Here is a 26,171-nt window from a genome sequence, read left to right on the forward strand (position 1 = left end):
GCGTCACCCGGTGCCGCCTCGGCGCGGTCGAGCGCGAGACCGGCCCGCACACCGAGGTCCTCGCGGAACTCCGACCCGGCGGCCTGGCGGGAGGGGCGCAGCCCCGCGGCGTTCAGCGCCGTCATGCCCTCCTGCGTGCCGAGCCACGCCTGGAACCGCCGGGCGGGCTCGCGGGCGGCGAGGTTCGACACGTCCGGCGCGTCCCACTCGACGAGGTTCACCGGGTAGTCGGCGCGGTAGGTGTCCGACGGGTACAGCGCGGTGAGGCACGGCTTCTGCGCGCAGCTGGTCCTGTTGTGCCGCATCAGCACCTGCTCGGTCGTGATCGTGGCGGCGTCCTGCCGCGGCCTGCCGGCGTCCTCGACCCGGCGTTCCACGACGGCCGGTTCGAGCGACTCGTACAGCGCCTCCGTGGCGAGCCTGCCGTCGATCGCCATCAGCGGGTCGGGCCTGCCGATCGCGATGCCCGTGTTGCCGACCTTGGTGAACAGCTCGCCCCACTTCTCCGGCGTGCTGGAGACGACGTCCTGCGCGATCGGCGTGGGGACGCCGAGCACGACGGGGGAGAACGCGACCGACTCGCCCGGCAGGATGCGCACCGCCGAGCCGATGCCGCCCGTGCGGCGCACCACCTCGGCCGTCTCCGCGGTCGAGTCGGGCAGCCACACGTCCGGGTGCGGTCCCACCTCCCGCAGGTCCTGCGAGGACCACGACGACCGCAGCGCGATGGCGCCCCGGTTGCCCGGCGCCGAGAACACGTACAGCCGCGCCGTGCGGCACCCGTGGCTGCCCGCCGCCGTGTGCTGCTCGAACTTCCGCGCCACCTCGCCGATCACCGGCGCCGCGTCCGCCGACGTGAGCACCCGCACCTCGGTCGGCTGTGGACACCCGAGCAGCAGCACCCGCCCGTACGCCACCAGCGGCGGTGCCGCCAGCGCGACCACGCCCGCCGCCGCCACCAGCACGACCGTGAACACCACCCAGCGCAACCGGATGCGCTTGGCGAGCCGGTTCAACCGGTCGATCGCGGACGCGGACAGCACCAGCAACGCCGTGCCGATGCCGTAGAGCACCCACGACTGCCACGTGGCGAGCGCGCCCGTGGCGGTCTCGGAGAGCAGGTGCCCGGCGACCGCGGCCAGCATGAGGGCGCCCGCGTACCGAGGCGCTGTGCTCGACCGGCGCTGGTCGACGTCCTCCATTCGGACCTCCCCCGACCAGCACCCTATGTCGCGGCACCGACAGTTCCGGGGGAGTTACCGGGTCAGGAGGACCTGGAGGAGGAGAACCACTCGTTCGGGTCAGTGCGGCGGCTCAGTGCCGGCCGGCGCCGCTGTCCGCCAGCACCCGCACGGCCTCGTCCACGGCCGCGCAGCGCGCCCGCCGGACCGCCTCCGACACCGGCCGCAGCGCGTCGGTGCGCGCGGTCATCGCCGACGCCGACATGGCGCCACCGGGCGAGTCCGACCGGGCCACGGACAGGATCGCGTCCACCTCGGCCGCCCGTTGCAGCACCCGCAGCGAGCGCGGCGGCATCGCGTCCGGCCACGGCAGCGACGAGTTCGCGGCGGCCAGGTCGGCGATCTCCTTGCGCACGTTCGGGCGGTGCTTGGCCACGTCCAGCGCGGCCAGGGCGGCCGTCGCCTCGCGCAGGGCCGCGCCCAGGCCGTGCTCGGCCTCGCCGATCGGGATGTGCTCCAGACCGTTGGACGACGGCAGGTCGAACACGGTCCAGCGCATCACGCCGTCGGCCACGATCTTCGGCACCAGGCCCACGTGCACCGACGGGATCACGAGCGCCTCACCGGAGCGCAGCGCGCACGTCGCGAGGGGCCCCTTGCCACCCAGGCCGCGCACGTCGCCCGGTACGGGCAGCACGAGCCGTGCGGACGTCGCGCCCGCGCGCCGCAGGGCGGCCAGCAGCAGGGCGGGGCCCACCGGGGCCTCGTCGGGACCGGGGAGGTCGAGCGCCGTGGCGGTGCCGTCGTCATCGGCCACCACCTCGTGCAGCTCGGCCCACGTGTGCAGGGCGTCGAGAACGTCGTCGGCGGCGGCCAGACCGTGCAGCCATCCCGACGTCCACACGACCAGCGTGGCACTAGCACAGGACACGCGACGAGATTACGTGGCCGCACCCCGCTAGCCCCACCCGGTGTGCCCGATCCGAAATGTCTAGTCGGCCGGACCGATGTGCTTCTCGAGAAGAGTGCGGAACGACGTCACGTCCTCATCGGACGCGAACGCCCGGTGCGGCACGGACAGCGACGCCGCGCCCTCGTCGAGGGTCTGCAGCACGAAGCCCTGCCGCGTCTCGGTCCAGCCGGGCAGCTCCTCCCACGCGATCTCCTCGCGCACGGAGCTGCCCACGGCCATCCGGAACGACTGGTCGTCCGCGCTGCCCACCACGGTCCGGCTGATCATCTCGTCCGAGGAGAACCGCCACCACACCGCCACGGGCTCCATCAGCGCGATGACCAGCGCACACGCCAGGCCGAAGACCGCGACGACCACCATGTCGTCGAAGCCGACCAGCAGCACGACCGAGATCGCGGCGAACGCGAGGGCGAACCACGGCGCCCACCGGACCATCGGCACCATCGCGCGCAGGCTGGCCCGCCAGTCCGCGGGGGAGGGCGCCCAGTTGAAGTCGACACAGTTGCTCATAGCGCCCCGCATTCTGCTGCACGATGACGGAATGCATCTGGGGGATGACGAAAAGAGAACTGTCGCGCGCCGAACGGTCCTCAAAGGGGCGGCAGCGGCGGTCGCGCTGGCGGCAGCGTCGCAGGGGACGGCGCACGCGGCTCAGGAGGACCCTGAACAGCGCCTTCTGCGGCTCGTGCCCGGTGGCAACGGCATCATCTACGCGCTCTACGCCGACGGCCGGCTCAAGTGGTTCAAGCACCTCGGCCGCCAGTCCGGCACCTACGACTGGGCCGACGGCAACGGCCGCGAGATCGGCTCCGGCTGGCAGATCCACCCGACGGTGCTCGCGTCCCAGGACGGCCAGCTGTTCGGCTTCTGCGGCGACGGCACGCTCTGGTGGCACAAGTGGGTGCTGACGAACCCCGCCACGGGCGAGGGTTATTGGGCGCCGGGGACGAACAACGTCATCCACACCGGGTTCGGCCAGTACTCGTACGTCTTCGGCGGCTGGGACGGTGTCTTCTACGCCGTGGACGCGCACGGCGACATGTACTGGTTCCGCTACCTGGCGGGCGACGGTTCCAACGGGCCCGGTGCGTGGGCGAACAACGGCGTCGGGCAGAAGATCGCGAGCGAGAAGCGCGACTACGACATGTTCTTCGCCGACGAGACCGGCGTGATCTACGGCATCCGGCACGGCGCCGCCCTGCACTGGTTCCGCTACCTCGCCCAGGACGGCTCGAACGGCCCCGGCGCGTGGGCGAACGGCGGCGCCGGCATCCCGATCGGCTCCGGTTGGGACTTCGGCTCGTGCGTCGAGCGGGTCGCGGAGCGCGGCGTGTTCTACGCGGTGTGGGTCAACCGCGACCACACCCAGCCCGACCACGAGCTGCGCTGGTACCGGCTCGGCAACTGGGAGACCGTGGACCAGACCGGCGGCGCGCAGTGGGTGAACGGCGACGGCGCGCTGGTCGGGACGGGTTTCACCGTGACCAGGGGCGCGAACCTGCAGGGGTGCGCGAACTGGTCGGTGGCGCCGGGGCAGACGCTCGACGTCGCGGTCTCCACGACGTTCGACTCGTTCACCGCCAGCGTGCTGAGGCTGACCGGTCCGATCGAGCACGGCGGCGCGACGCAGGTGTGGTCACCGCGGTCGTTCGCCGGCCGCCGGCACCTGCTCCGCAGCGGGTACCGCGCGAACGGGCCCGCGTGGCCGTCGGCCTTCTCGGTCACGGTCCCCGACGACTGGCAGTCCGGGTTCCACGTCGTGAAGCTGGAGGGGCCGCACGGTCTGAGGCAGTACATCCCGTTCGTGGTGAAGCCGAAGCAGCCGCGGCACGACGTGGCGCTGCTCCTGCCGTACCTGACGCACAACGCCTACAACCACTGGGGCGGGCACTTCCAGTACAGCTGGGAGCCGGAGAACCGACGGCGGCAGATCTCCACACGGAGGCCGTTCGCGAACGCCTACGTCGAGGCACCGGGCTTCATCGACGTACGGTTCTACGGCGACCTGCTGCTGATGAAGTGGTTCTCTGACAACAACATCGCCTATGACTGCTATCAGGACCTCGACCTGCACGACCCGTCGTGGCTCGCGCAGTACAAGGCGCTCGTGCTGGCCACGCACCCCGAGTACTGGACGCCGGAGATGCGTGACGCCGTGGAGACGTATCTGGCGAACGGCGGCCGTGTGATCTACACGGGCGGCAACAGCATGTACGAGCGCGTCGACTACGACGCGTCGGGCGGGTTCGTGCTGCACCGCCACGCGCAGGGCCACCGATGGCTGTGGCGCGACCAGGGGCGTCCGGAGTCGCAGGTGCTCGGCGTGGCCTACGACAGCTACTCCTACATGGACATGCATCCCTACGAGGTGGACGCCGACCACCCGTTCCTGGAGGGCACCGGACTGCGCGTCGGGGACCGGTTCGGCGAGACCGGCTACAACTTCGCGGCCAGCGGCTGGGAGGTCGACACCCGTGCCGGTGCGGGGCCCGAGGCACCGGGCGTGGTCCGGTTCGCTCACGGCGTACAACATCGCGGGGCCGAGATGTGCGTGCTGCCGAAACCGAACGGAGGATGGGTGTTCAGCGCTGGTTCCCTGTGTTTCAACGGCGCACTGGCCCACGACCCGCGGATGTCGCGGATCCTGCGGAACGTGGTCCAGACCGCCCAGGCGTAGGGGCTGGAGTCGCTCCACGTCGACGGGTCAGGTTTCGGTGCGTAGCGTCATTCGCGTGACCCAGAACCTGGCCCGCACGGCGGGCGAACTGCGCGCCGCCGGGCACCTGCCGCGCGGCGTCAAGACCGAGATCAGGGAGAACCTCCTCGCGGCGTTGCGCGAAGGACGCAACCCGTGGCCGGGCATCGTCGGTTTCGACCGCACGGTGCTCCCTCAGCTCGAACGCGCTCTGCTGGCCGGACACGACGTCGTCCTGCTCGGCGAGCGCGGGCAGGGCAAGACCCGTCTGCTGCGCACCCTCGTCTCGTTGCTCGACGAGTGGACGCCCGTCATCGAGGGCTCCGAGCTCGGTGAGCACCCGCTCGACCCGATCACGCCCGAGTCCCGCCGCCGGGCCGCCGAGCTCGGCGACGACCTGCCGGTGGTGTGGCGGCACCGCGACGAGCGCTACGCGGAGAAGCTCGCGACGCCCGACACGTCCGTCGGCGACCTGGTCGGCGACGTCGACCCGGTGAAGGTCGCCGAGGGCCGCTCGCTCGGCGACCCGGAGACGATCCACTACGGCCTGCTCCCGCGCGCCCACCGCGGCATCATCGCCATCAACGAGCTGCCCGACCTGGCGGAGCGCATCCAGGTCTCGCTGCTCAACGTCATGGAGGAACGCGACATCCAGGTCCGCGGCTACACGCTGCGGCTGCCGCTCGACGTGCTGCTCGTCGCCACCGCGAACCCCGAGGACTACACGAACCGCGGCCGCATCATCACGCCGCTGAAGGACCGCTTCGGCGCCGAGGTGCGCACGCACTACCCGCTGGAGGTCGACGCCGAGGTCGACATGGTCCGCCAGGAGGCCGAGCTCGTCGCCGAGGTGGGCGACCACCTGCTGGAGATCATCGCCCGGTTCGTGCGGCACCTGCGCGAGTCGTCGTCGATCGACCAGCGCTCCGGCGTGTCGGCCCGCTTCGCCATCGCCGCGGCGGAAACCGTTGCGGCGTCGGCACTGCGCCGCTCGGCCCTGATCGGCGAGAGCCCGGCCATCGCCCGTCCGATCGACCTCGAGTCGGTGCCGGACGTGCTGCGCGGCAAGCTCGAGTTCGAGGCGGGCGAGGAGGGGCGTGAGGAGGAGGTCCTCGTGCACCTGCTGCGCCGCTCGATCGCGGACACGGCCCGGTCCCGGCTGGCGGGGCTGAACCTGCGCGCTCTCGCCGAGGTCGTGTCGGACGGCCACCCGGTCGCGACCGGCGACCGCGTGCACGCCGGCGACCTGCTGGCGGCGCTGCCGGAGCTGCCGATCCTGCACGAGGTCGCGGCCCGCATGGGCGCCGGCCCGAAGGACCCCGTCGGCCGCATCGCCTCGGCGGTGGAGCTGGCCCTGGAGTCGCTGTACCTGACTCGCCACCTGTCGAAGGACACGTCCTCCGACGACGACCGATCGGTGTACGGATGAGATATCGCTACGGACGCTGGGGCGGCGGCGCAGATCCGCTGGCGCCCCCGGTGGACCTCCGCGCGGCCGTCGACGAGCTCGGCCGCGAGATCATGGAGGGCGCGTCCCCGAACTCCGCGCTGCGCGAACTGCTGCGGCGCGGCGTCGACGGCACCCGAGGCCTCGACGACCTGACGTCACGGCTGTGGCAGCGCCGGTCCGCCATCCAGCGCCGCCACCGCCTCGACGGCACGTTGAACGAGGTCCGCCAGCTCCTGGACAAGGCCGTGGAGGCCGAACGCCGCGCGCTGTTCCCGGACCCGTCCGACGACGCGCGCTTCCGCGAGGCCCAGCTCGACGCCCTGCCCCCCGGCACCGCGGCGGCCGTGCAGGAGCTGTCCTCGTACGACTGGCGCTCGCAGGAGGCCCGCGAGGCGTTCGAGCAGATCCGCGACCTGCTCGGCCGGGAGCTGCTGGACCAGCGGTTCCAGGGCATGAAGCAGGCACTGTCCAACGTGGACTCCGAGGACGTCAAGCGGATCCAGCGGATGCTGCGCGACCTCAACTCGCTGCTGGAGGCACACGCCGCCGGCTCCCCGGACACGCCGCGCCTGTTCGACGACTTCATGCGCAAGCACGGCGACTTCTTCCCGGAGAACCCGCGCACCGTCGACGAACTCATCGACGCACTGGCGGCCCGCTCGGCCGCCGCGCAACGCATGATGAACTCGATGACCGACGAACAGCGCGCCGAGCTGTCCGCGTTGTCCCAGCAGGCCTTCGGCGGCATCGGCTCCCAGCTGTCCACTTTGGACTCCCTGCTGCAACGTCTGCGCCCCGGCGAGGACTGGACGTCGTCCGCCCGCTTCCGCGGCCAGGACCCGCTGGGCCTGGGCGAGGGCGCGCAAGCCATGGCCGACCTCGCCGAGCTGGACGCCCTGGCCGAACAGCTCGGCCAGTCCTACCCCGGCGCCCGCCTGGAGGACATCGACCTGGAGGCCCTGGAACGCCAGCTGGGCGAGTCGGCCTCGGTCGACGCCCGCCGGTTGGCCGACCTGGAGAAGGCCCTGCGCCAGCAGAACATCCTGGAACGGGCCCCGGACGGCTCGCTGCGCCTGACCCCGAAAGCCCTGCGCCGCCTGGGCGAGACAGCCCTGCGCGGCGTGGTCGACCAGCTCCGCTCCTCCCAGGGGTCCCGGGAGACCACGTCAGCAGGCGCCGCAGGCGAACTGATGGGCTCGACCAGACCGTGGCAGTTCGGCGACACCGAACCGTGGGACGTGCCACGAACCTTGCGCAACGCAGTGCTGCGCTCAGGCTCGATGTCCCTGGACGTGGTGGACCTGGAGGTCTCCGAAACAGAACACCGCACCCGCGCCGCGGTGGCGCTGTGCGTCGACACCTCCTGGTCGATGGTGCAAGACGGCCGCTGGGTCCCGATGAAACGCACGGCCCTCGCCCTGCACCACCTCGTACGCACCCGCTTCCGCACCGACGCCCTGCAACTCGTGACCTTCGGCCGCTACGCCGAGGCCGTGGACATCGGCCAGCTGACGGCGTTGGAAGGCGTGTGGGAGCAGGGCACAAACCTGCACCACGCCCTACTGCTGGCCGGCCGCCACATCCGCCGCCACCCCGACGCCCAACCCGTGGTGCTCGTGGTGACCGACGGCGAACCCACCGCGCACCTCGAACCGGAGGGCGACGCGGAGTTCAACTACCCACCGCTGCCGCGAACGCTGACCAAGACGCTCAACGAGGTCGACGCCCTGGCACGGCTCGGGGCGACCATCTCGGTGTTCAAGCTGGGCGACGACCCGCGCCTGGCCGCGTTCGTGGACATCGTGGCCCGGCGGGGCGGTGGCCGGGTGGTGTCGCCGGACGAGGAGGGGCTCGGGGCGGCGGTGGTGAGCGACTACCTGAAGTCTCGCCGCCGTCGTCGGTGACGCTCGCCGACCAAGCGCGGTGACGGATCGCCTTGCGCTGGGCTCAGCGCAAGGCGATCCGTGTCTACGACGGCGCTGAGCGTGCTTCCCCAGTGGTGGGGCCCTGCGCTGTCCGGTCGTCTTGTTCGTCGATTCGGCGAACAAGGGCGAGCACTTCTTTCCACCGCCCTGCCAGGTCTGGATGAGTGGGCAGGAGCGATCGGTACCGCTCGACGGCTTCGGTGGCGTGCGCGTGTGCCCGGGCCGTGCGGTCGTCGGCCGAGGTGAGCAAGGTGATCTCGGCGGCGTTGTGCAGCAGTTGGGCGAGCACGGGTGCGAAATCGGCGATGTCGTCGTCGAGGTGGGTGCGGGCAAGGCCGATCGCGGTCAGGACGTTCTGCAGCGCACTGTCCGGATGTCCGGCGGCGGCCTGGTACGTGCCGTACTCGTTGAGGCTGACCACCGCGGCCTTGCCGTAGTACTCGGGTGAGACACCGGCCAGGTCCCGGTAGTGGAGCGCGGCGATGCGCGCGGCCCGGACCGCCTGGAGCTGCTGGGAGTTCGCGGCGTAGCGGCGGGCCAGACGAGTGGCCGCGTCCGCGAGCGACGGTCGCATCGGGCTCGGCCCGGTGACGCGCTCCGCCAGGTCCATCGCCTCGGTCTCGGCGGCTGCCGCTTCGTCAGGGCGGCCGGACCGGCTCAGGACGACGGCTTTGTTGAGCAGAGCGCTGACGAGCGTGATGTCGCGCTCCGCGTCCTCGGCACCCTTGATCCCGCGCAGGATGCCGATGCTCTCGTCGAGCCCCCGGAGGGCGCCGGGCAGGTCCCCGTGTCCTGCTGTGTGGCTCTTGCCGTTCATCAGCACCTGCGCTGTCCGGAGCGCGAGGTCGCGGTCGTCCGGCGACTTCCGCCAGGCGTCGACCATGATCGAGGTGGCACGCTCCACGAGGCCGGTGAGCGCGGCTGGGTCCTGGCCGCTGTTCTTGAGCCGCATGGCCAGGTTCATCAGCACGGCGGCCCTGGTCTTCGCGGGGAGGTCGTCGCTCAGGTTCTTCGCCAGCGCGCCGGTCAGCTCCAGCCCTGGCTGCCGCATGCCGATGTCGGGATGGGGCAGTTGGTCGACGACAAGGGCTTGGACGTCGAACGGCGCGTGCTCGATGGCCAAGCGGACCAGCTCGGGGCCCGGCGCGAAGGAGAGCGACGGGGACTCGGGAAGGATCTTCCACAACACGTCTCGCACCGCCGCGTGCCGGGCCGCGGTCGCGACCAGGACAGCAGCAGGGCGGCGGGACACCTTGCGAAGGACCGGTGTGCTCTGGGCCGCGCGCACCACCAGCCGCGCCGCCCGCGGATGTGTTCCGAGGTGGTCGGCGACGAAGTCCTCGCCGAACCGGTCCGGCATCAGCGGCGGCAGCTCCTGGGACTCCGGGTAGACGCGGTCGTGCCAGGACAGGAGCTCACGGCCCGCCGCTACGCCGTCGGTCACCCCGCTTGCCTCGAGCAGGGCCAGTGCGTCGTCCTCGGAGTCCAGCGGTCCGAACAGCGTTGCGAGGAGAACAGCGTCCGCGCCGCGCGGGTGAGGCGGCCAGAGGCGGCGTTCGTGGGCGAGCAGGTAGCTGGAGAGGTCGTCACGGTGCGGGATGGTGTCGTGGTCGTGGCCGGCGCACACGGCGGCGAGAGCGGCCATGTGCAGGACCAGCGGTGAGGCGTAGTCGTCGTGGCCAAGGTCGGGCGGCGGCGTGGCGGTGCAGGGTTCCGGCAGAGCGAGCTTCGCGTGGAAGGCCTGGGCCGCATCGAGGAACGCTTCGGCGCGAGCAGCGGCGGAGTCCGTGAGGTCGAGGAGCTCGATCGGATCGGGCAGGTCGACCGGAGTGAGGTCGAGGTGGTCTTGCAGCGGCTGCCAGACGTCCTGGACGGAGCGGGCCAGCAGCAGGACGCGCAGCGTGACCTGGGCGTGCTCGCGGGTCAGGTCCGAGATCAGCGTCTTCAGGCCGACGTCGGACCAGCGTTCGGCGTAGTCGACGGCCACCAGTACGCCGGCGCACTCCGTCGAGCCGGTGGGAGATGCGGCAAGCGGACTGGAGGCGGGCACCATCGCATGCCTGTCGGTCGTGCGGTTGACGGCGTGGGCGACGCGCCAGCCCGACAGGTGCGCATGGCCCGCGAACGCGTTGGCGAGGCGGGTCTTGCCCCGGCCGCCGGCGCCGTGCAGGAGCAGGACCGAGCTGGGAGCCTTGGAGCCGAGCCAGGCCAGGAGGCGCTTCTGCACGGCCGGGCGATCCCGGTAGGGCACGACTTCCCGGCGGGCGTCGAGAAGACGGCTGGGAGTCCGGTGGCGTTCGGGCAGGAAGGTCGGGCGGGTGACGACGGGCGCGAGCCAGTGGACCTGGTAGTCGGGACGGTCGACGGCGAGGGTGAGAGTGCCGGTGACCGACCCGATCTGAACCGCGACGCCGGAGACGAACGAGTTGCTGATGGTGTTCGCCGTGTCCGAGCCACCTTGATCCATGTTCTCTCATCGCATCGAGGCGCCCCGGCGTGACACCGTCAGAGCTCGTACAGCGCCGCCAGCCGAGGCAACCGCACGGCCATCTCCGCCCCGTCGTCGAAGTCGAAGTCCCAAGCCGGGTCGAGCTCCGGGTAGCGGATCCGGAACGCGTCCTGCGGCAGCTGCATGCCGGTGGCCTTGATGTGGGCGTTCCAGGCGATCGACAGCGCGTCCTCGCCCTCGAGCTCCATGCCGGACTCGGCGGCGGCCACCACGACCGGCAGGTCGGCCAGCGAGTCGGGGGAGGCGAGAACGGCCTCGTAGACCTCGCGGCCCTGGGTCAGGAGCCAGCCGCGGAAGTAGTCGAAGCCGTCGTCGGAGCAGCCGCCGTTGATGACGTAGGCCGCGGCCCACAGCGGGTTGAGGTACGAGGCGGCCATGAGGTCCCACAGGACCTGCTGGGCGGCGACGATCTCGGACGGCGGCTGCTCGGCCAGGAGGTCGGTGGCCGCGGCCACCACGGCCTCGGTGTCGGACGGGTCGGGGACGCTCGCCCTGGCGTCGGCGATCAGCTTCCAGAAGGTGTTCGAGTCCACGTCGCGAAGCTTGGCAGAGGGGTCTGACAATTCCTGGCGGGCGGCTAGGTTGGCAGACATGATCAGGACTCTGTTTCGCTCCCTCGAGCCCGTGCACGGAATGATCTACTTCGCCCCCGAGGCGGACAGCCGGTACGCGAGCGCGGGGCTCGACCGGCCCGGTGGGTACTTCGCGTCGCGGGCGGCTGCCATGGGGGCGGTGGGGGCCGAGGTCGTGATCGCCACGTTCTACAACTTCAACCCCGAGCTCGTGCGGGCGCGGATTCCGCAGGCGTGGGAGAAGGTGACGCCGCAGCAGATGCTCGAGCTGCGGCTGGAGGCGGCGGACGAGGCGTTGCGCAAGGTGCTGCCGGACGACCTCGAGGAGATCACCGGGCTCGCCAGGCGGGCGGCCGAGCGGTCCAAGGACATGTTGCACGGCCGGCCGTTGTTCGCCGCCCACGCGAGTCTGCCGTGGCCCGACGAGACGCTGCTGCAGCTGTTCCACGCCCAGACGCTGCTGCGCGAGTTCCGCGGCGACGGGCACCTGGCGGCGTTGCTGCGGCACAACATCACCGGGCTCGAAGCGCTCGTGCTGCACGTTGCGACGGGCGACTACCCGGCTGACGCGTTGCGCAAGACGCGGGCCTGGTCGCAGGAGCAGTGGGACGCGACGGTCGAGGACCTGCAGCGGCGCGGGCTGGTGAACGAGGACCGGCTGCTGACCGACCAGGGCCGTGAGCTGCGGCAGGGCATCGAGGACGACACGGACCGGATGGCCGCGCCCGCCTACGACGTCCTGTCCGACCAGGAGAAGGAGCGGTTCGTCGAGCTCGCCACGCCGCTGGCCAAGGCCGTCGTCGAGGGCGGTCTGATCCCCGGACGGCGCTAGGACTCGTCCGTGCCGTTGCGATGCGTCGAGGCGAGCGTCTTCTCGGTGGTCTCGTCCTTGCCCACCCGGTGCCGACCGGGATGGGCCAGCGAGAAGTGCGCTTCCTCGCGCATCCGCTCGACCATGTGCGGGTAGTGCAGCTCGAACGCCGGCCGCTCTGACCGGATTCGCGGCAGCTCCTTGAAGTTGTGCCGCGGCGGCGGTGAGGTCGTGGCCCACTCCAGCGAGTTGCCGTAGCCCCACGGGTCGTCCTGCGGCGCCGGGTCGCCGTAGCGGTAGGAACGGAAGACGTTCCACACGAACGGCAGCACGGACGCGCCCAGCAGGAACGAGCCGATGGTCGAGAACGTGTTGAGGAACGTGAACCCGTCCGTGGGCAGGTAGTCGGCGTAACGGCGCGGCATGCCCTCGTTGCCCAGCCAGTGCTGCACGAGGAACGTGCCGTGGAACCCGAAGAACGTCGTCCAGAAGTGCAGCTTGCCCAGCGGCTCGTTGAGCATCCGGCCGGTCATCTTCGGGAACCAGAAGTAGATGCCCGCGTAGGTGGCGAACACGATCGTGCCGAACAGCACGTAGTGGAAGTGCGCCACCACGAAGTACGTGTCGGACACGTGGAAGTCGACGGCAGGCGAGGCCAGCAGGATGCCCGTCAGGCCGCCGAAGAGGAACGTCACCAGGAAGCCGACCGCGAACAGCATCGGCGTCTCGAACGTCAGCTGCCCCTTCCACATCGTGCCGATCCAGTTGAAGAACTTGATGCCGGTCGGCACCGCGATGAGGAACGTCATCAGCGCGAAGAACGGCAGCAGCACCGCGCCGGTCGCGTACATGTGGTGCGCCCACACGGCCACCGACAGCATCGCGATCGCCAGCGTCGCGAACACCAGGCCCTTGTAGCCGAACAGCGGTTTGCGGCTGAACACCGGGAAGATCTCCGTCACGATCCCGAAGAACGGCAGCGCGACGATGTACACCTCGGGGTGGCCGAAGAACCAGAACAGGTGCTGCCACAGGATCACGCCGCCGTTGGCCGGGTCGAACACGTGCGCCCCGAGGTGCCGGTCCGCCGCCAGGCCCATCAGCGCGGCCGTGAGGATCGGGAACGCCAGCAGGATCAGCACGGACGTCACCAGGATGTTCCAGGTGAAGATCGGCATCCGGAACATCGTCATGCCCGGCGCCCGCAGCGTCACGACCGTCGTCGTCATGTTCACCGCGCCGAGGATCGTGCCGAGACCGGACACCGCCAGGCCCATGATCCACATGTCCGCGCCGACGCCCGGCGCGTGCACGGCAGACGACAGCGGCGTGTAGGCGAACCAGCCGAAGTCCGCCGCGCCGCCCGGCGTGACGAACCCGGCGACCACGATGATGCCGCCGAACAGGTAGAGCCAGTACGAGAAGGCGTTCAGGCGCGGGAACGCGACGTCCGGCGAGCCGATCTGCAGCGGCAGGATGTAGTTCGCGAACCCGAACAGGATCGGCGTCGCGTACAGCAGCAGCATGATCGTGCCGTGCATGGTGAACAGCTGGTTGTACTGCTCGTTCGACAGGAACTGCAGGCCCGGCCGCGCCAGCTCGCCGCGCATCAGCAGCGCCATCACGCCGCCGATCAGGAAGAACGCGAACGACGTGGTCAGGTACATGATCCCGATCTGCTTGGGATCGGTCGTCTTGAACAGCTGGAGGAAGTACGAGCCCTTCGGCCGTGCGCGCGCCGCCCCGGGGTGGGGCACTACGGGCGTTGGCTTGATCGCGGTCATCGCGCCTCCTCCGTGGCAGGGCTAAATCGTCCTCCCGGTCAGACCGCGGGGCAATCCATGGCGAGCACCGCGGAGGTCACCGGGACCACCGGAGCACCCACCGAAATGCCGCTGACCTGCACGTAATAGGCGCCGGGAGGCAATTCGTCGAATTTGATCGCCATGCTCTCGGAAATCGCCGGACTGCGCGATTCGACCTGTTTGCCGTTCTCGTCGAGCAACGCGACCTTCAACGCACGCGGGGTGGTGTCGCGCAGTTCGACGGTGACCTCCAGCGTCTCCCCGGTGAGCACCAGATCGGGCACGCTGACCTGCGGTTCCGTCGTCGTGACGTTGCGCGGGATGATCGTCTTCGCGGTCAGGAACGACTCCACGGCGTCCAGCACCGCCGCGTTGTCCTGCAACGACGTGTGCTGCTCGGTCACCCGGTGCAGCGTGTTCGACGACAACGCCAGCCCACGCCGGGCAGCACCGACCATCGGCACGGTCGCGTCGCCGTACAGGTCGTCGCCCTCGTACGTCCGGTAGCAGGTCGCCTTGCCGTCCGCGATACGCGCCGTCGTTGCCGTGGGCTGCTTACCGCCGATGATCGCGTACGTCTTGTCGGCGAACGTGTCGGTCAACGCGCCGTGGAACGCCATCGCGTCCGCGACCATCTTCGTGTCGAGCTCGGGCAGTGCCACCTCGGTGGTCTTGAGCAGGCCACCCGGCGACTCGATGCACGCGTACTCCGGCAGCAGCTGGTGCAGCGACGGCATCGACCGCGAGAACTCCGTGAGGTCGACCGCCAACGGCCCGAGACCCTTCCGCACGCCGTTGACCAGCTGGTCCAACGCGGCCGCGGCGCCGCGGTACGGCGTGCCCATCGTGATCAGCTTGTCGGTGCGCTCGGCCATCCCGCACTGCTCGATGCACCACCGCGCGACCAGCCCGCCCATCGAGTGGCACACGAAGCTCACCCTGGCGTCCTGGCCGATCCGGTCCAGCGCCTCGTCCACCCGCCGGGCCAGCAGCGCGCCGTTGTAGCGGTTCGACAGCCGCCAGTCGTAGGCGAACAGGACGAGGTTGCCCTTCTCGACGCTGTAGCCGAGCGAGTTCATCCGCCGCGTCACCCGGTCGTAGCCCTTCAGCGGCGTCCAGATGCCGGGGATGACGTGCAGGTCGGCCATCAACGCCACGGGCTCGACGCCGTCGCCGGGGTGCTCGTCGCCGATGCCGGCCGGGAGCTTGAGCCGCTGGAGGCTGCGGCCCAGCGACAGCACCGCGCGCAACGCGGCCTTGCCCGACACCTCCCAGACCATGCCGTCCTTGTCGCGCAACGTGCTGCCGAGAATGCCGGGCAGGACGACGACGAGATCGCTCATCTGGACTCCTCGGCGAGCGTGCGGATGAGGGTGAGCAGCTTCGGGTCCGCGGGCACCAGGTAGGTCAGCTCGCGGATCCACTTCAGGCGCTGGTCCGGCGCCGGCAACGCCCATCGCGTGTCACCGGCCCGAGCGCGCGCTACCGCCTTGTAGAGCGCCGCCAACGCGTGCGGTTCCAACGCAGTCACGGCCTGCGTGAGTGCCTGCGGTGACGCGGTACCGGCCAAGCCACGCAGGACCTCCACGACCCGTGCGGGGTCTTCCAGCGCCTCCAGCACGAGGTCGACCACGTCGGCGTCCTCGACCGCGAGCAGCAGCAACGCCTGCACGGGCCGGTTGTCGCGCACGTTCTTGAGGACTTCCTTGTCCAGCAGCTCTTCCCGGCGCGTGGCGAGCAGTTCGCGACGACGGGCGGGCGTCGCGTCGACGAACTCGTCCGCGAGGCTGGCCAGCAACCACGGCCGGTACGCGAGCGCCACCCCCTGCTGCTGCGCGGTCGTCCGGCGCGACTGGATGACCTGCGCCTCGATCAGGCTCGTCCCGTACAACGCCTCGGTGACCGCGACGTCGGCGTCCGTCGACAACAGCTCGGGATGCTCGACCAGGATCGCGCGCTCCTCGGCGTACGACCGCGCGAACACCCACGCGCGCGCGGTCTTCAGCAGCCCGCGGTCCACCGTCAGCCAGTCCGGGACGGAGTCCCACGGCCACGGGCCCGAGTCGTGGTGGCGGCGGGCGATGTCGTGCACGTCGTGGATCGCCTGCCGCGACTGGCCCACGTGCGTCAGCGCCTGGCACAGCCACTTCGCCGCCGCCGGGTCGCCGGGCCTGGTCGCCGCCGCGCGCAGCATCAGCAACGTGGCGAGGTGCGGGCCGGTGAACCGCGCGGTGACCCGGTCCCAGGTCTCGTCGACGATCTCCGGCTGTCCCAGGCCCGCACAGATCGTGTCGATCGTGAACAACGCGGCCGCCAGCGTCGACAGCCGGTCGGAGCTCTCCGGCAGCAGGCACACCTCGACGGTCCGCAGCCCGGTCGCGAGCGCCTCTCGGTCCTTGTCCGCGTCGCGTTGGCGCCGCATCAGGTTGTGCAGCGCCTGGGCGTGGACCCGCAGCCCGTCGGCGAGGTCGGCGGCCTGCCGTGCCGCGGTGAGGGCCGCTTCGGTGCGGTCGACCAGGCTGTAGGCGACGCTCAGGCTCAGCGCCGCGTCGGCGAGCTGCGGGCGGAACGCGGCGTGCCGGCCGAGCGTGCCGCTGATCTCCGCGGCCTGCTGAGTCGTGCGGTCGGCGTCGGAAAGCCGGCCGAGGGCCAGGTAGTCGCGGCTCAGCTCGACCTGCGCGGTGACGAGGTCGGCGAGGAACACCGGGTTCGTCTGCGCGAGGGAGAAGTACAGCTCGACGGCCTGCTTCGAGCGTTGCATGGCCTCGTAGCGACGGCCGGTCTCGCTGCACCGCGCCGCGAGAGCGGTCATGGCGCGCGCAAGTGGTGCATCGGTGTCGACGACGGCTACGGCGTCGCGAGCGGTCGACAGCGACTCGGTCCTACGCCCGAGCATCGCGTAGACCTCGCTCAGGTCCACCAACGCGCCACTGAGGTGCGCCGAGTACGTGGTGTTGTCGCTGCCGTGCGTCGCCGACTTCGCGATGCGTTGCGCCAGCCTTTTGTGCGTCAGGCTTTCCGCGGTCGTCGGGGTTGACGCGACCAGCTCGCGGTACCGGACCACAGCTTCTTCCGCGGGCGCCACGGCCTGCTGCAACCGGCCGGCCTCGCGGAACCGCCGGCCGAGCTTGTTGAGCACGAAAGCCAGGTCCGCCAAGTACATCCGCAACGTCGGCACGAGAGCGCGGAAGTGTTCGGCGGCCTCCTCGAACGGTGCGATGGCCTCGTCGCCGCGACCCCAGTGCATCAGCTCGTTGGCCGCCGTCGTCGTTGCGAGAGCGATGTCCGGCAACAACATCGGGTTCATCACCGCGAGCGCGCGCAGCCCGTCCAACGCCTGCGTACCGGCATGCCCGCAGTGCCGCCACGCGTACTTCCACAGGTAGCCCGGCGCGTTCGGCGGAACGCCGGCCTCGATCCGCTGCTGGTACAACGAGATCAGGGCGCACGCGACCGTCTCCGCACCCGGCGCGAACACCTCGTCGCGGCTCGGCGCGAACTGCGGGCGCAGGTGGTCCGCGAACGTCTGGTGCGTGAGCTTGAAGACCGCCGTGCCCTCCTCGCCGTCCTGCACGATGTGACGGCCCAGTTCGGTGAGCACGGCCGTGACGTCCTCACGGCTGAACTTCCCGCCCGACAACGCTTCGGCGACGACGCGCCACTCCTCCTCCGGGAAGCCCGCGCCAAAGCTCCACGTCAGCGCCGTCAGCAACGCACGGGCCGAGGGCACCTTCGCCAGCTCGCGGTCGAATGCCGCGTCCAGCGACAGCTTGAAGTCCACGCCACCGTCTTCGAGCAGCTGGTCGGTGATCATCCACGCGGTCAGGAACGGCAGCTTCGCCAGTTCGTCCACAGTGGACTGCGGGACGCGGGAACCCAGCCGTGCCAGCACGTAGTCGCGGACGTCCGCGTCGTCGTCTGCGTCGTCGAGGTCGAGCACCTCGACCGGCGACAGCTCGGTCAGCAGCGGCGCGCCACCCGCGACCCGGTGCGCCTGGCGGGTCGAGACGATCACGACGGCGTACCCGGCGAGCTTGGTCAGCAGCGACGTGGCGATCGAGAACGACTCCCCGCGCGCCTCGTCCAGGCCGTCGACGATGAGCACCGGGGGAGTGGTCAGAGCGCTGACCGCGCCGACCAGTTCGGCGGCACCGCGTCGCGGTCCGTCAGGAGGGGCGATCAGGCCCGCGCCGACGAGCTGGCGGCTGAGCAGGTCCGCAACGCGGTCGGCGTCCATCGCGCGGGCGTGCACGGCGGCGTCGACGGAGTCCGGCCCGGGATCGGCGTGCCGGAACGACGACCCGGCGGTCAGCAGCAGGTCCCGTTCCGCGGAGTTCGACAGGCTCACCACCCGGCCGACCACCGCCGACTTGCCGGTGCCGGGCGACCCCGTGACCACGCGCAGACCGGCCGTCCCGGACCTCACCCAGCTCACGACCTTGTCGACCTGCGCGGTGCGGCCGGTGAACCACGACCGGTTGTCCGCCGAGTCACCGCCGCGCGCCGCGAGCAGGAGGTGCTTCACGACCGTGCCCGCGGCGTAGAGCGGATTGGGCAGCATCGGCTGCGCGGAGCCGTACTGCATGAAGCGCGGCCGTTGGACTTCGCTGTCCCACGCATTCAGCAACGCCGTCCCCACGGCACCACCGTCGACCAACGCCGTGCGGTCGCTCCACCGCCGTGCGTCCTCCACCGCTGTGGGGCCGGCACGCAGCAGCTTGCGCAGCTGACCGCCGAACAACCCGTCACGGGCCGTTTCGACACTCGAACACGACACCAGCACGCCCGCCCAGTGCACCTGCCCGGCCAGCAGCTCCTCCTGCACGGCGGCGACCGTGCGCACGGCCTCGTCGAGCTGGGCGCCGGAGTAGCAGGCGTCGACGACGATCAGCACCTGGTGGGCGCCCGACGCGGCGCACCACAGCGCGAACTCGTGCAGCATGATGCCGTCGACCGCGCCGTCGTTGTCCCTGGCCAGCAGCCTGAGGTTGCCCGCGACGGGGATGGCGTGCCCGCTCCACAACGCCACCAGCGCGCCGCCGTCCTGCGGCTGCCGGCGCAGCGCCTTCATGTGCTCGCGGACCTCGGCCTCGGTCGGGTCGGCCAGTGGCTCGCCGTCGTACCCCTTGAGCAGGGCGCGCAGCTCCCGCACGTCGCTCACGGCGTGCTGCAGCGGCTGCACCAGCTCGTACGAGCCGACGCCGATGCCGACGAACCTGCCTCTGACCCTGTCCTGCATGCCTCACCAACCCCCTGCACGGACGTCGTCCGGCGCAGGGGGTCGTTACGCGGGGTACCTCATTCGGCCGAGTCCTTCGGCAGCTCGAGGTTCGTGTTCTTCTCCAGGAACCTCAGCAGCTCCACGGGGAACGGCAGCACCAGCGTCGAGTTCTTCTCCGCCGCCACCTCCACGATGGTCTGCAGGAGCCGCAGCTGGAGCGCGCCCGGTGTCTGCTCCATCGTCCCGGCCGCCTCGGAGAGCTTCTTGGACGCCTGCAGCTCGCCGTCCGCGGTGATGATGCGCGCGCGGCGTTCGCGTTCGGCCTCCGCCTGCCGCGACATCGAGCGCTTCATGCTCTCCGGCAGCGCCACGTCCTTGATCTCGACCCGGTCGATGTCGATGCCCCACTCGAGCGCGGGCGTGTCGATCATCAGCTCCAGCCCCTGGTTCAGGTGCTCGCGGTTGGACAGCAGGTCGTCCAGCTCGCTCTTGCCGATGATCGACCGCAACGACGTCTGCGCCACCTGCAACATCGCGAACCGGTAATCCTCGACGTTGACGACGGCCTTCGCCGGGTCCTGCACCTTGAAGTACACGACGGCGTCGACGCGCACGGTGACGTTGTCGCGCGTGATGCCGTCCTGGGCCGGCACGGGCAGGGTGACGATCTGGAGGTTGACCTTGCGGAGCTGGTCGACCCCCGGGATCAGCATCGTCAGCCCCGGCCCGCGCACGCCCTGCTGCAGCTTGCCGAACCGGAACACCAGTCCCTGTTCGAACTGCTTGATGACCCGCGCGCTCATGGCGAGGCCGAGGCCTCCGAGCGCGACGAGCCCGCCGAGGATTTCGAAGAAGACCATGAGACCCCGCCCTTCGACCGGCGAATGCCCTTGATCTCCAACGGTACGCCTCTACGCACAGGTCAGGACCGGGTTCGCCCAGTCGGCGTGGTCGTGGGCGTTGCCATCACCTCCGTCTGTGGCCCGGAACGTCACGACCGTTGCTCCACTCGTGTCCACCGTGATCGGTACAGCGGCGCTTTGTCCTGACAGCACAGGGCTTTGGTACACGGACTGTCCGTCCGTGAGCACCTCGAACCGGACGGTGCCCTCCCCGTTCGTCTCGTCGTCGACACCGATCGTGGCGGTCAGCGTCGAGCACTTCCCGCCCGTGTAGACCTGGAACTCCGAGTCGGGGTGCACGCCTACGCCACGGTCGAACTTCGCGCCCCTGATGCTGATCGGCAGGCCGTCCCCGCCCTGCTCCTCGCCGTTGCTGGTGTCGCGTTCGACCGGGCCCCATCCGTTGCGCACGTCGAGGAAGTCCAGCGCGGAGACCTGAGCCTCGCCCTGCGGCGCACGGGGCGTCGCGGTGAAGTCCTTCGTCAGGGTGGAGACGCCCTTGCCGGAGGTCACCTCGACGAACACCGAACGGGTGCCGGTCGGCCCGCCGTCGCGCTTGATCGTCACCTTCGCGGAGCCGGTCGACAGGCCGGCCGTCGAGGGCGACACCGACCAGCCGTCCGGTGCGGTCAGCCTCGCCGTCGTGGTGCCGGGGCAGGGCTGGGTGACGACCAGGTCCGCCTCGACCTGCTCACCCGGTTCCAGCGCGGTGTCGGCGGCCCTCAGCTCGGCGACGGGCGCGCAGTCCACCCGGTTGCCGAGCTTGCCCGTGGCGGCTTCCACGGGCGTGAGCGGGCGCAGCAGCACGGAGTACGCGTACTCGTTGCCCGCTTCGACCTGGTACTGCGGCAGCGGCTCGTGGAACGTCTCGCTCACGCCCGTCACGCGATGTGCCGCGTGCAGGGTGGTCCAGCCGTCGTTCTTCTTGAGCGCGAACGGGTACGCGGCGCGGTCCAGGTCGTCGTACTGCGAGACCCGCACGTCGAGGTCACCCGCGACGAGCACGCCCGCGCGGCCGTTGGACAGCGCCGCCCAGCGCGTGTCGGCGTGGTTGCCGTAGTCCTGCGGCTTGTAGTAGTCGTTGAACTCCCTGTCCACGGTGGACTGGTAGACGCCGACCGGGTTGCCGGCCTTGCGGTCGTCGTAGTTCTCGCCGGGACCGCGGCCGTACCAGGAGAACTTCTGGTAGTCCTGCGGCACCTTGAGCGTGAAGCCGATGCCGGGCAGGTAGCTCAGGTCGCGCATGCGGTCCTGCGCCGCGACCCGGTGGCCGACGTGGATCTCGCCGTCACCGGTGATCCGGTAGGTGAAGGTCTGGCCGAACGACGCGTTCTGCACCGCCTGGGCCGTGGACTTCGCCGTGATGACCGTGTCGGCGCCCGACTGCGCCACCGTGACGCTCGAGGGCGTGGTCCTGAGCCGGTCGAGGCCGTTGCGGTACCAGGGGGTGTCCTCGCTCTGGAACTCGTTCGACAGCGGCGCGCGCCAGGCGTCGAGCTCCGGGCCCGCCTTGATCAGCTCGGTGCCGCGCACGCGCATGGACGTGAGCGTGCCGGAGGACTTGCTGACGACGTAGCGGAAGTCCCTGCCCGACACCACGACCTCGGTGCCGGTCTCGGTGGTGGTGAGCTTGCCGGGGAAGCCGGTCGTGTGCAGGCCGGTGACCTGCGTGCCGCCCAGCGGGAACTGGCCGATGCCGACGTCGTCGCCCCTGCGGTCGACCGCGCGGACGGTCAGGAAGCGCTCGGTCGGGGCGCTGAAGTCCGGCAACGCGATCGTGCCCGGCTGGAGCCTGCCGCGGTGCTGGGCGACCGTGCGGCCGTTGTCCTGGACCTCCCAGCGCAGCTCGAGGTCGTCGGTGCCGGTGAACTGGCGTTCGCTGACGATCGTGAGCTTGCCGCCGGCGAAGGAGAAGCGGATGGGGGAGTGGACCGCCATCAGCTCGGTGGTCTCGGGCTGCGGCCTGCGGTCCGCCCACACCAGGCCGTCGACGCCACCGGTGCCCGCGCCGTAGAACTCCTTGCGGCCCTTGTCCTCCAGCTTCTCGAAGTCCAGCGCCAGGACGGCGGTCTTCTTCGGGTCCTGCGCCAGCTCCGCCTCGGTCAGGGCGCGGTGGTAGACGCGGACCTGGTCGATGGCGCCGTGGGCCATCCGGGTGCCGACGTTCTCCTGCATGGTCTCCGAGTTGCGGCCGATGTTGACCGGCCAGTGCGACCAGTCGACCGTGCCGGTGAAGTCCGCGGTGGCGGCCTCCTTCCCGTCGATCAGCAGGCGCAGCTTGGTGCCGTCGAACGTGCCGGTGACGCGGTGCCAGTTGCCGTAGAAGTCGGCGGGGACCGTCGCCCGGACGGCGCGCCAGGTGCCGCTGTGGATGAAGAACTCCAGCGTGGTGGAGTTGGACATCTTCAGCGCGTACTGGTGGTCGCCCTTCGCGATGACCGTGAAGTCACCGGTCCACGTGTCCGGCTTGACCCAGGCGTCGAGCGTGAGGCCGTCGCTCACCTCGTCGAGCTTGCGGTCGCGGTAGACCTCCACGAAGTCGTCGAGACCGCTGAGCTGCAACGCCTTCCCGTGCGGTCCGTCCACCCGGGACGGTTTGCCGGAGAGGTACGAGAGGATGCCGTTGGCGTCGTCGGGTGTCGTGTAGAGGGGCAGGGCGATGTTCTGCTCGGCCCAGTCCCAGATGAAGCCGCCCTGCACCTGCGGGTAGGCGCGCACGACGTCCCAGAACTCCTGGAAGTTGCCGAGGCTGTTGCCCATGGCGTGCGCGTACTCGCCCATGATGATCGGCTTGGTGGTCGTCCTCGCCTTGGCCTCGAGGCTCGCGGGCGAGGGGTAGCGCGGTCCGGCGACGTCGGCGAACGGAGCGTCGCCGTCGGGCACGTTCGGCTGGTGGTAGAGCGGGCGGGTGTCGTGGGCGCGGGCGTACTCGGCCATCGTGTAGTGGGCCTTGCCGAGCCCCGCCTCGTTGCCGGTGTCCCACATGATCACGCTGGGGTGGTTCTTGTCGCGCTGCATCATGGCGACGAAGCGGTCCTGGAACGCGTCCTGCCACTCCGGGCGCTCGGCCAGGCAGTTGGTCGGGCAGCCGTCGTGGTGGTGGGTCTCGATGTCGACCTCGTCGTCGATCATCAGGCCGGTGCGGTCCGCGAGCTCGTAGAAGTACGGGTCGCTCGGGTAGTGCGAGGTGCGGACGGCGTTGATGTTGAGCTTCTTCATCAGCTCGACGTCTTTTTCCTGGTCGGCGCGGGTGACGTAGCGGCTGCCGTGCACGCTCGTCTCGGCCCGGTTGGTACCGCGGAACAGGACGCGCTTGCCGTTGATCTTGAGCTGCTTGTCGATGATCTCGATCTTGCGGAAGCCCACGGGCTGCTTGCCGGTCTGGACGACGCGGCCGTTCTTCAGCAGCTCGATCTTGAGCTCGTACACGTTCGGGGTCTCGTCGGTCCACTTCAACGGGTTGGCGACCTTGCCGCCGTCGATCTTCACCTCACGACCCTGCGGGTCGAAGAGCCTGGTCCGGACGGTGTGGCCCTCCTGCGGTCCGCCGATCCGCACGTCGGTGTTGATGGTGGCGTCGCGGTACTGGGCGTCCAGGTCGGTCTTGATCGTCACGTCCTGGAGGTAGGTCTTCGGCGTCGAGTAGAGCCAGACCTCGCGGAAGATGCCGGAGAACCGCCACTGGTCGTAGTCCTCCAGGTGCGAGCCCGCCGACCAGCGGTGGACCTGGAGCTTCAGGGTGTTGCGGCCGGGCTTGAGCTTGCTCGTGATGTCGAACTCGGCGGGCGTGTAGCCGCCCTGGTCGTAGCCGACGTACGTGCCGTTGACCCAGACGAGGTAGCCGCTGGTCACGCCCTCGAAGCGGACCAGCGTGCGGTCCCAGTCCGCGGGCAGGTCGAATGTCTTCTCGTAGACGCCGGTGGGGTTGACGTCGCGCGGGATCGCCGGCGGGGCGTCCGGGTACATCTCGGTGGGGATGTTGCGGAACATCGGGTGGTCGAGGAAGTCGGTCTGCCACGTGTGGGGGACCTTGACCGTGCGCCACCCGTCCGGGGTGTCCCTGACGTCCTCCGGCCTGTCGAACATCCGGATGCGCCAGTCGCCGTTGAGGCTCAGGCGCTTCTCGGGCTTCAGATCGGGGTGCGGGGGTTCCTGGTTCTCGCCGGTCATTCTGGGGTTCTCCAGATATGCCAACGCATCCAGGGATTCCGCGTGTGCGGTTGCAGGGGAGAGTGAGAGCGCTACCACCGTGGCTACGACGACACGAAGCATGCCTTCGGAAGCTAGGGGCGCCCTGACAACGTCGTCAACGAATGTCCGATCTTTCTGTCTCGACGTGTCCGGCGTGGTCGTCCCAACAGCCGGAAAACGCACTCCATCCGGCGGCACGCGTTAGTGTCGGAAGCATGCAGACCTGGTCATCGATTCCTGTGCCGCGGGTTCCGGGGGACCCCCGCCCGCTGCGGCTGTTCGACACGGCTACGGGCGAAGTGCGCCCCACGGCTCCAGGAGACACCGCCAGGTTGTACGTCTGCGGCATCACGCCGTACGACGCGACGCACCTCGGCCACGCCGCCACCTATCTGGCGTTCGACCTCGTGCACCGCGTGTGGCTCGACAACGGGCACAACGTGCACTACGTGCAGAACGTCACCGACGTCGACGACCCGCTCCTGGAGCGCGCTCTGCGCGACAAGGACGACTGGGTCGTGCTCGCCATGCGCGAGACCGCCCTGTTCCGCGAGGACATGGAGGCCCTGCGCGTCCTGCCGCCGCAGGACTACGTGGGCATCGTCGAGGCCATCCCGGAGATCGTCGAGGTGGTCGCGAAGCTGGTGGCCGACGGCCACGCCTACCGCGTCGACGACAGCGAGTACCCGGACGTCTACTTCGCGCACGACGCCACGGGCCGCTTCGGCTACGAGTCGAACTACTCGGCCGAGGAGATGCTGCGGCTGTTCGCCGAACGCGGCGGCGACCCGGACCGCCCCGGCAAGCGCCACCCGCTCGACGCGCTGCTGTGGCGCATGAAGCGCGACGGCGAGCCCTCCTGGCCGTCCGAGCTGGGCGAGGGCCGCCCCGGCTGGCACATCGAGTGCAGCGCCATCGCCCACAACCGCCTGGGCATGGGCTTCGACGTGCAGGGCGGCGGCTCCGACCTGATCTACCCGCACCACGAGTACTCGGCCGCGCACGCCGAGGCCCAGACCGGCGAGCACCCGTTCGCCCGCCACTACGTGCACGCGGGCATGATCGGCCTCGACGGCGAGAAGATGTCGAAGTCGCGCGGCAACCTGGTCTTCGTCTCGAAGCTGCGCGCGGAGAAGGTCGACCCGAACGCGATCCGTCTGGCCCTGCTCGCGGGCCACTACCGCTCGGACCGCCCGTGGTCGCAGTCGTTGCTCGACTCGGCGCTGGCCCGGCTGGACAAGTGGCGCCGTGCGGCCGCACTGGACTCCGGACCGTCCGCTGTGGACACCGTCACTCGGTTGCGTGACCACCTCGGCAACGACCTCGACACTCCGCGCGCGTTGGCCGCTCTCGACGCTTGGGCGGATGAGGCGTTGGCGCATGGTGGGGTGGATCGGCACGGGCCTTCTCAGGTTCGTACGGCTGTGGACGCGCTTTTGGGTGTGGAGCTCTAGATCGGCCATCCGGTGGCGGTCCTCGGTTCGAGGGCCGTCACCAGTGCGTACTGCACGCCGCTGAACGACTGGGCGCTGGCCGTCGTCACTCCGGTCCGCGTCCGGTGCAGACCCCGCAGCTGGGCGAAGGCGACGAGCCAGTCGTCGACCTCGTCGAACCCGATCAGCCACGGGGTCGGCTCCGTGCAGCGCTCGCGTACGCGCCGCGCCGGCCCGGAGTCGGTCAGCACGTGCCGGTGGCGTTCCCAGAACGCGTCCGCTTCGGCGGCGGAGCCGGACACGTCGGGGAACATCCGCCGCATCAGGGCTTCGGCGGTGGGAGCGCGCCAGAACCGCTTCTCGCGCTGCCCCGGCACCACGTCGTCGTCCAACAGGGCGATCAGCTCGTCCAGCACGGGCAGCGCGGAGGCGACGAACGGATCCGATGCCCGCATGAGCAGGCCGTCGCCCATCGCGACCACGAGGTAGACAGGCTCCTCCAC

The 26,171-nt window shown here is 70.3% G+C and carries 16 protein-coding genes; 5 read left to right on the forward strand and 11 right to left on the reverse strand.

The annotated features are described in order from the left end of the window. The 3 genes from ACFWV3_RS41695 to ACFWV3_RS41705 form a co-directional block, all read right to left on the reverse strand. Positions 1 to 1,202 (reverse strand): substrate-binding domain-containing protein (locus ACFWV3_RS41695; RefSeq protein ID WP_382419489.1); only part of this gene is annotated, 1,202 nt, incomplete at its 3' end. 112 nt (positions 1,203 to 1,314) lie between these two features. Then, the gene (locus tag ACFWV3_RS41700; RefSeq protein ID WP_382419490.1) at positions 1,315 to 2,112 is read right to left on the reverse strand and encodes a hypothetical protein; all 798 of its coding nucleotides are present in this window, start codon (positions 2,110 to 2,112) and stop codon (positions 1,315 to 1,317) included. 60 nt (positions 2,113 to 2,172) lie between these two features. Then, positions 2,173 to 2,664, reverse strand: a complete 492-nt coding sequence (locus ACFWV3_RS41705; RefSeq protein WP_382419491.1) for a YcxB family protein — start codon at positions 2,662 to 2,664, stop codon at positions 2,173 to 2,175. Positions 2,665 to 2,839: 175 nt separating this feature from the next. On the opposite strand from ACFWV3_RS41705, the gene ACFWV3_RS41710 reads away from it, so the two are divergent. Genes ACFWV3_RS41710 through ACFWV3_RS41720 form a run of 3 tightly spaced genes read left to right on the forward strand, consistent with a single transcriptional unit; the run spans position 2,840 to position 8,203 of the window. After that, on the forward strand, positions 2,840 to 4,831 hold the full coding sequence (locus tag ACFWV3_RS41710; protein ID WP_382419492.1) for a N,N-dimethylformamidase beta subunit family domain-containing protein: 1,992 nt from the start codon (positions 2,840 to 2,842) through the stop codon (positions 4,829 to 4,831). Between the two features lie 55 nt (positions 4,832 to 4,886). Next, a complete protein-coding gene (locus tag ACFWV3_RS41715) occupies positions 4,887 to 6,278 on the forward strand; it encodes a sigma 54-interacting transcriptional regulator (RefSeq protein WP_382419493.1) in 1,392 nt (463 codons plus the stop codon). Continuing rightward, positions 6,275 to 8,203: a VWA domain-containing protein gene (locus tag ACFWV3_RS41720; RefSeq protein WP_382419494.1), complete on the forward strand. Its 1,929-nt coding sequence runs from the start codon at positions 6,275 to 6,277 to the stop codon at positions 8,201 to 8,203. The genes ACFWV3_RS41715 and ACFWV3_RS41720 overlap by 4 nt, the downstream gene beginning before the upstream one ends. A gap of 64 nt (positions 8,204 to 8,267) precedes the next feature. Here ACFWV3_RS41720 and ACFWV3_RS41725 read toward each other — a convergent pair whose 3' ends face one another. Both ACFWV3_RS41725 and ACFWV3_RS41730 read right to left on the reverse strand, forming a co-directional pair. Next, positions 8,268 to 10,691 (reverse strand): hypothetical protein, encoded by a 2,424-nt coding sequence (locus tag ACFWV3_RS41725; protein WP_382419495.1) that lies wholly within the window; start codon positions 10,689 to 10,691, stop codon positions 8,268 to 8,270. Between the two features lie 38 nt (positions 10,692 to 10,729). Next, positions 10,730 to 11,266: a DUF4240 domain-containing protein gene (locus ACFWV3_RS41730; RefSeq protein ID WP_382419496.1), complete on the reverse strand. Its 537-nt coding sequence runs from the start codon at positions 11,264 to 11,266 to the stop codon at positions 10,730 to 10,732. 58 nt (positions 11,267 to 11,324) lie between these two features. Between ACFWV3_RS41730 and ACFWV3_RS41735 the strand changes: the two genes are divergently transcribed. Beyond that, on the forward strand, positions 11,325 to 12,137 hold the full coding sequence (locus tag ACFWV3_RS41735; RefSeq protein WP_382419497.1) for a hypothetical protein: 813 nt from the start codon (positions 11,325 to 11,327) through the stop codon (positions 12,135 to 12,137). Here the strand turns inward: ACFWV3_RS41735 and ctaD are convergent. The 5 genes from ctaD to ACFWV3_RS41760 are packed head-to-tail and all read right to left on the reverse strand — an operon-like array spanning position 12,134 to position 24,214. Next, positions 12,134 to 13,900, reverse strand: a complete 1,767-nt coding sequence (gene ctaD, locus ACFWV3_RS41740; RefSeq protein ID WP_382419498.1) for a cytochrome c oxidase subunit I — start codon at positions 13,898 to 13,900, stop codon at positions 12,134 to 12,136. The two genes, ACFWV3_RS41735 and ctaD, sit on opposite strands and share 4 nt — an antisense overlap. 38 nt (positions 13,901 to 13,938) lie before the next feature. Next, positions 13,939 to 15,264 carry an esterase/lipase family protein gene (locus ACFWV3_RS41745; RefSeq protein ID WP_382419499.1) on the reverse strand — a complete coding sequence of 442 codons (1,326 nt, stop codon included), beginning with the start codon at positions 15,262 to 15,264 and terminating at the stop codon, positions 13,939 to 13,941. After that, a complete protein-coding gene (locus ACFWV3_RS41750; protein WP_382419500.1) occupies positions 15,261 to 19,160 on the reverse strand; it encodes an AAA family ATPase in 3,900 nt (1,299 codons plus the stop codon). The genes ACFWV3_RS41745 and ACFWV3_RS41750 overlap by 4 nt, the downstream gene beginning before the upstream one ends. A gap of 59 nt (positions 19,161 to 19,219) precedes the next feature. Further along, positions 19,220 to 20,002, reverse strand: coding sequence for a slipin family protein (locus ACFWV3_RS41755; RefSeq protein ID WP_382419501.1), 783 nt, complete (start codon positions 20,000 to 20,002; stop codon positions 19,220 to 19,222). Positions 20,003 to 20,053: 51 nt separating this feature from the next. Next, positions 20,054 to 24,214, reverse strand: coding sequence for a glycoside hydrolase family 2 TIM barrel-domain containing protein (locus tag ACFWV3_RS41760; RefSeq protein ID WP_382419502.1), 4,161 nt, complete (start codon positions 24,212 to 24,214; stop codon positions 20,054 to 20,056). Between the two features lie 236 nt (positions 24,215 to 24,450). Here ACFWV3_RS41760 and mshC point away from each other — a divergent pair, with 236 nt between their 5' ends. After that, complete coding sequence (gene mshC, locus ACFWV3_RS41765) at positions 24,451 to 25,689, forward strand: cysteine--1-D-myo-inosityl 2-amino-2-deoxy-alpha-D-glucopyranoside ligase (RefSeq protein WP_382419503.1); 1,239 nt, start codon at positions 24,451 to 24,453, stop codon at positions 25,687 to 25,689. Here mshC and ACFWV3_RS41770 read toward each other — a convergent pair. Beyond that, positions 25,686 to 26,171, reverse strand: coding sequence for a hypothetical protein (locus tag ACFWV3_RS41770; protein WP_382419504.1), 486 nt, complete (start codon positions 26,169 to 26,171; stop codon positions 25,686 to 25,688). The two genes, mshC and ACFWV3_RS41770, sit on opposite strands and share 4 nt — an antisense overlap.

The sequence above is a fragment of the Lentzea sp. NPDC059081 genome, from assembly GCF_042738015.1.
GTDB lineage: Bacteria > Actinomycetota > Actinomycetes > Mycobacteriales > Pseudonocardiaceae > Lentzea.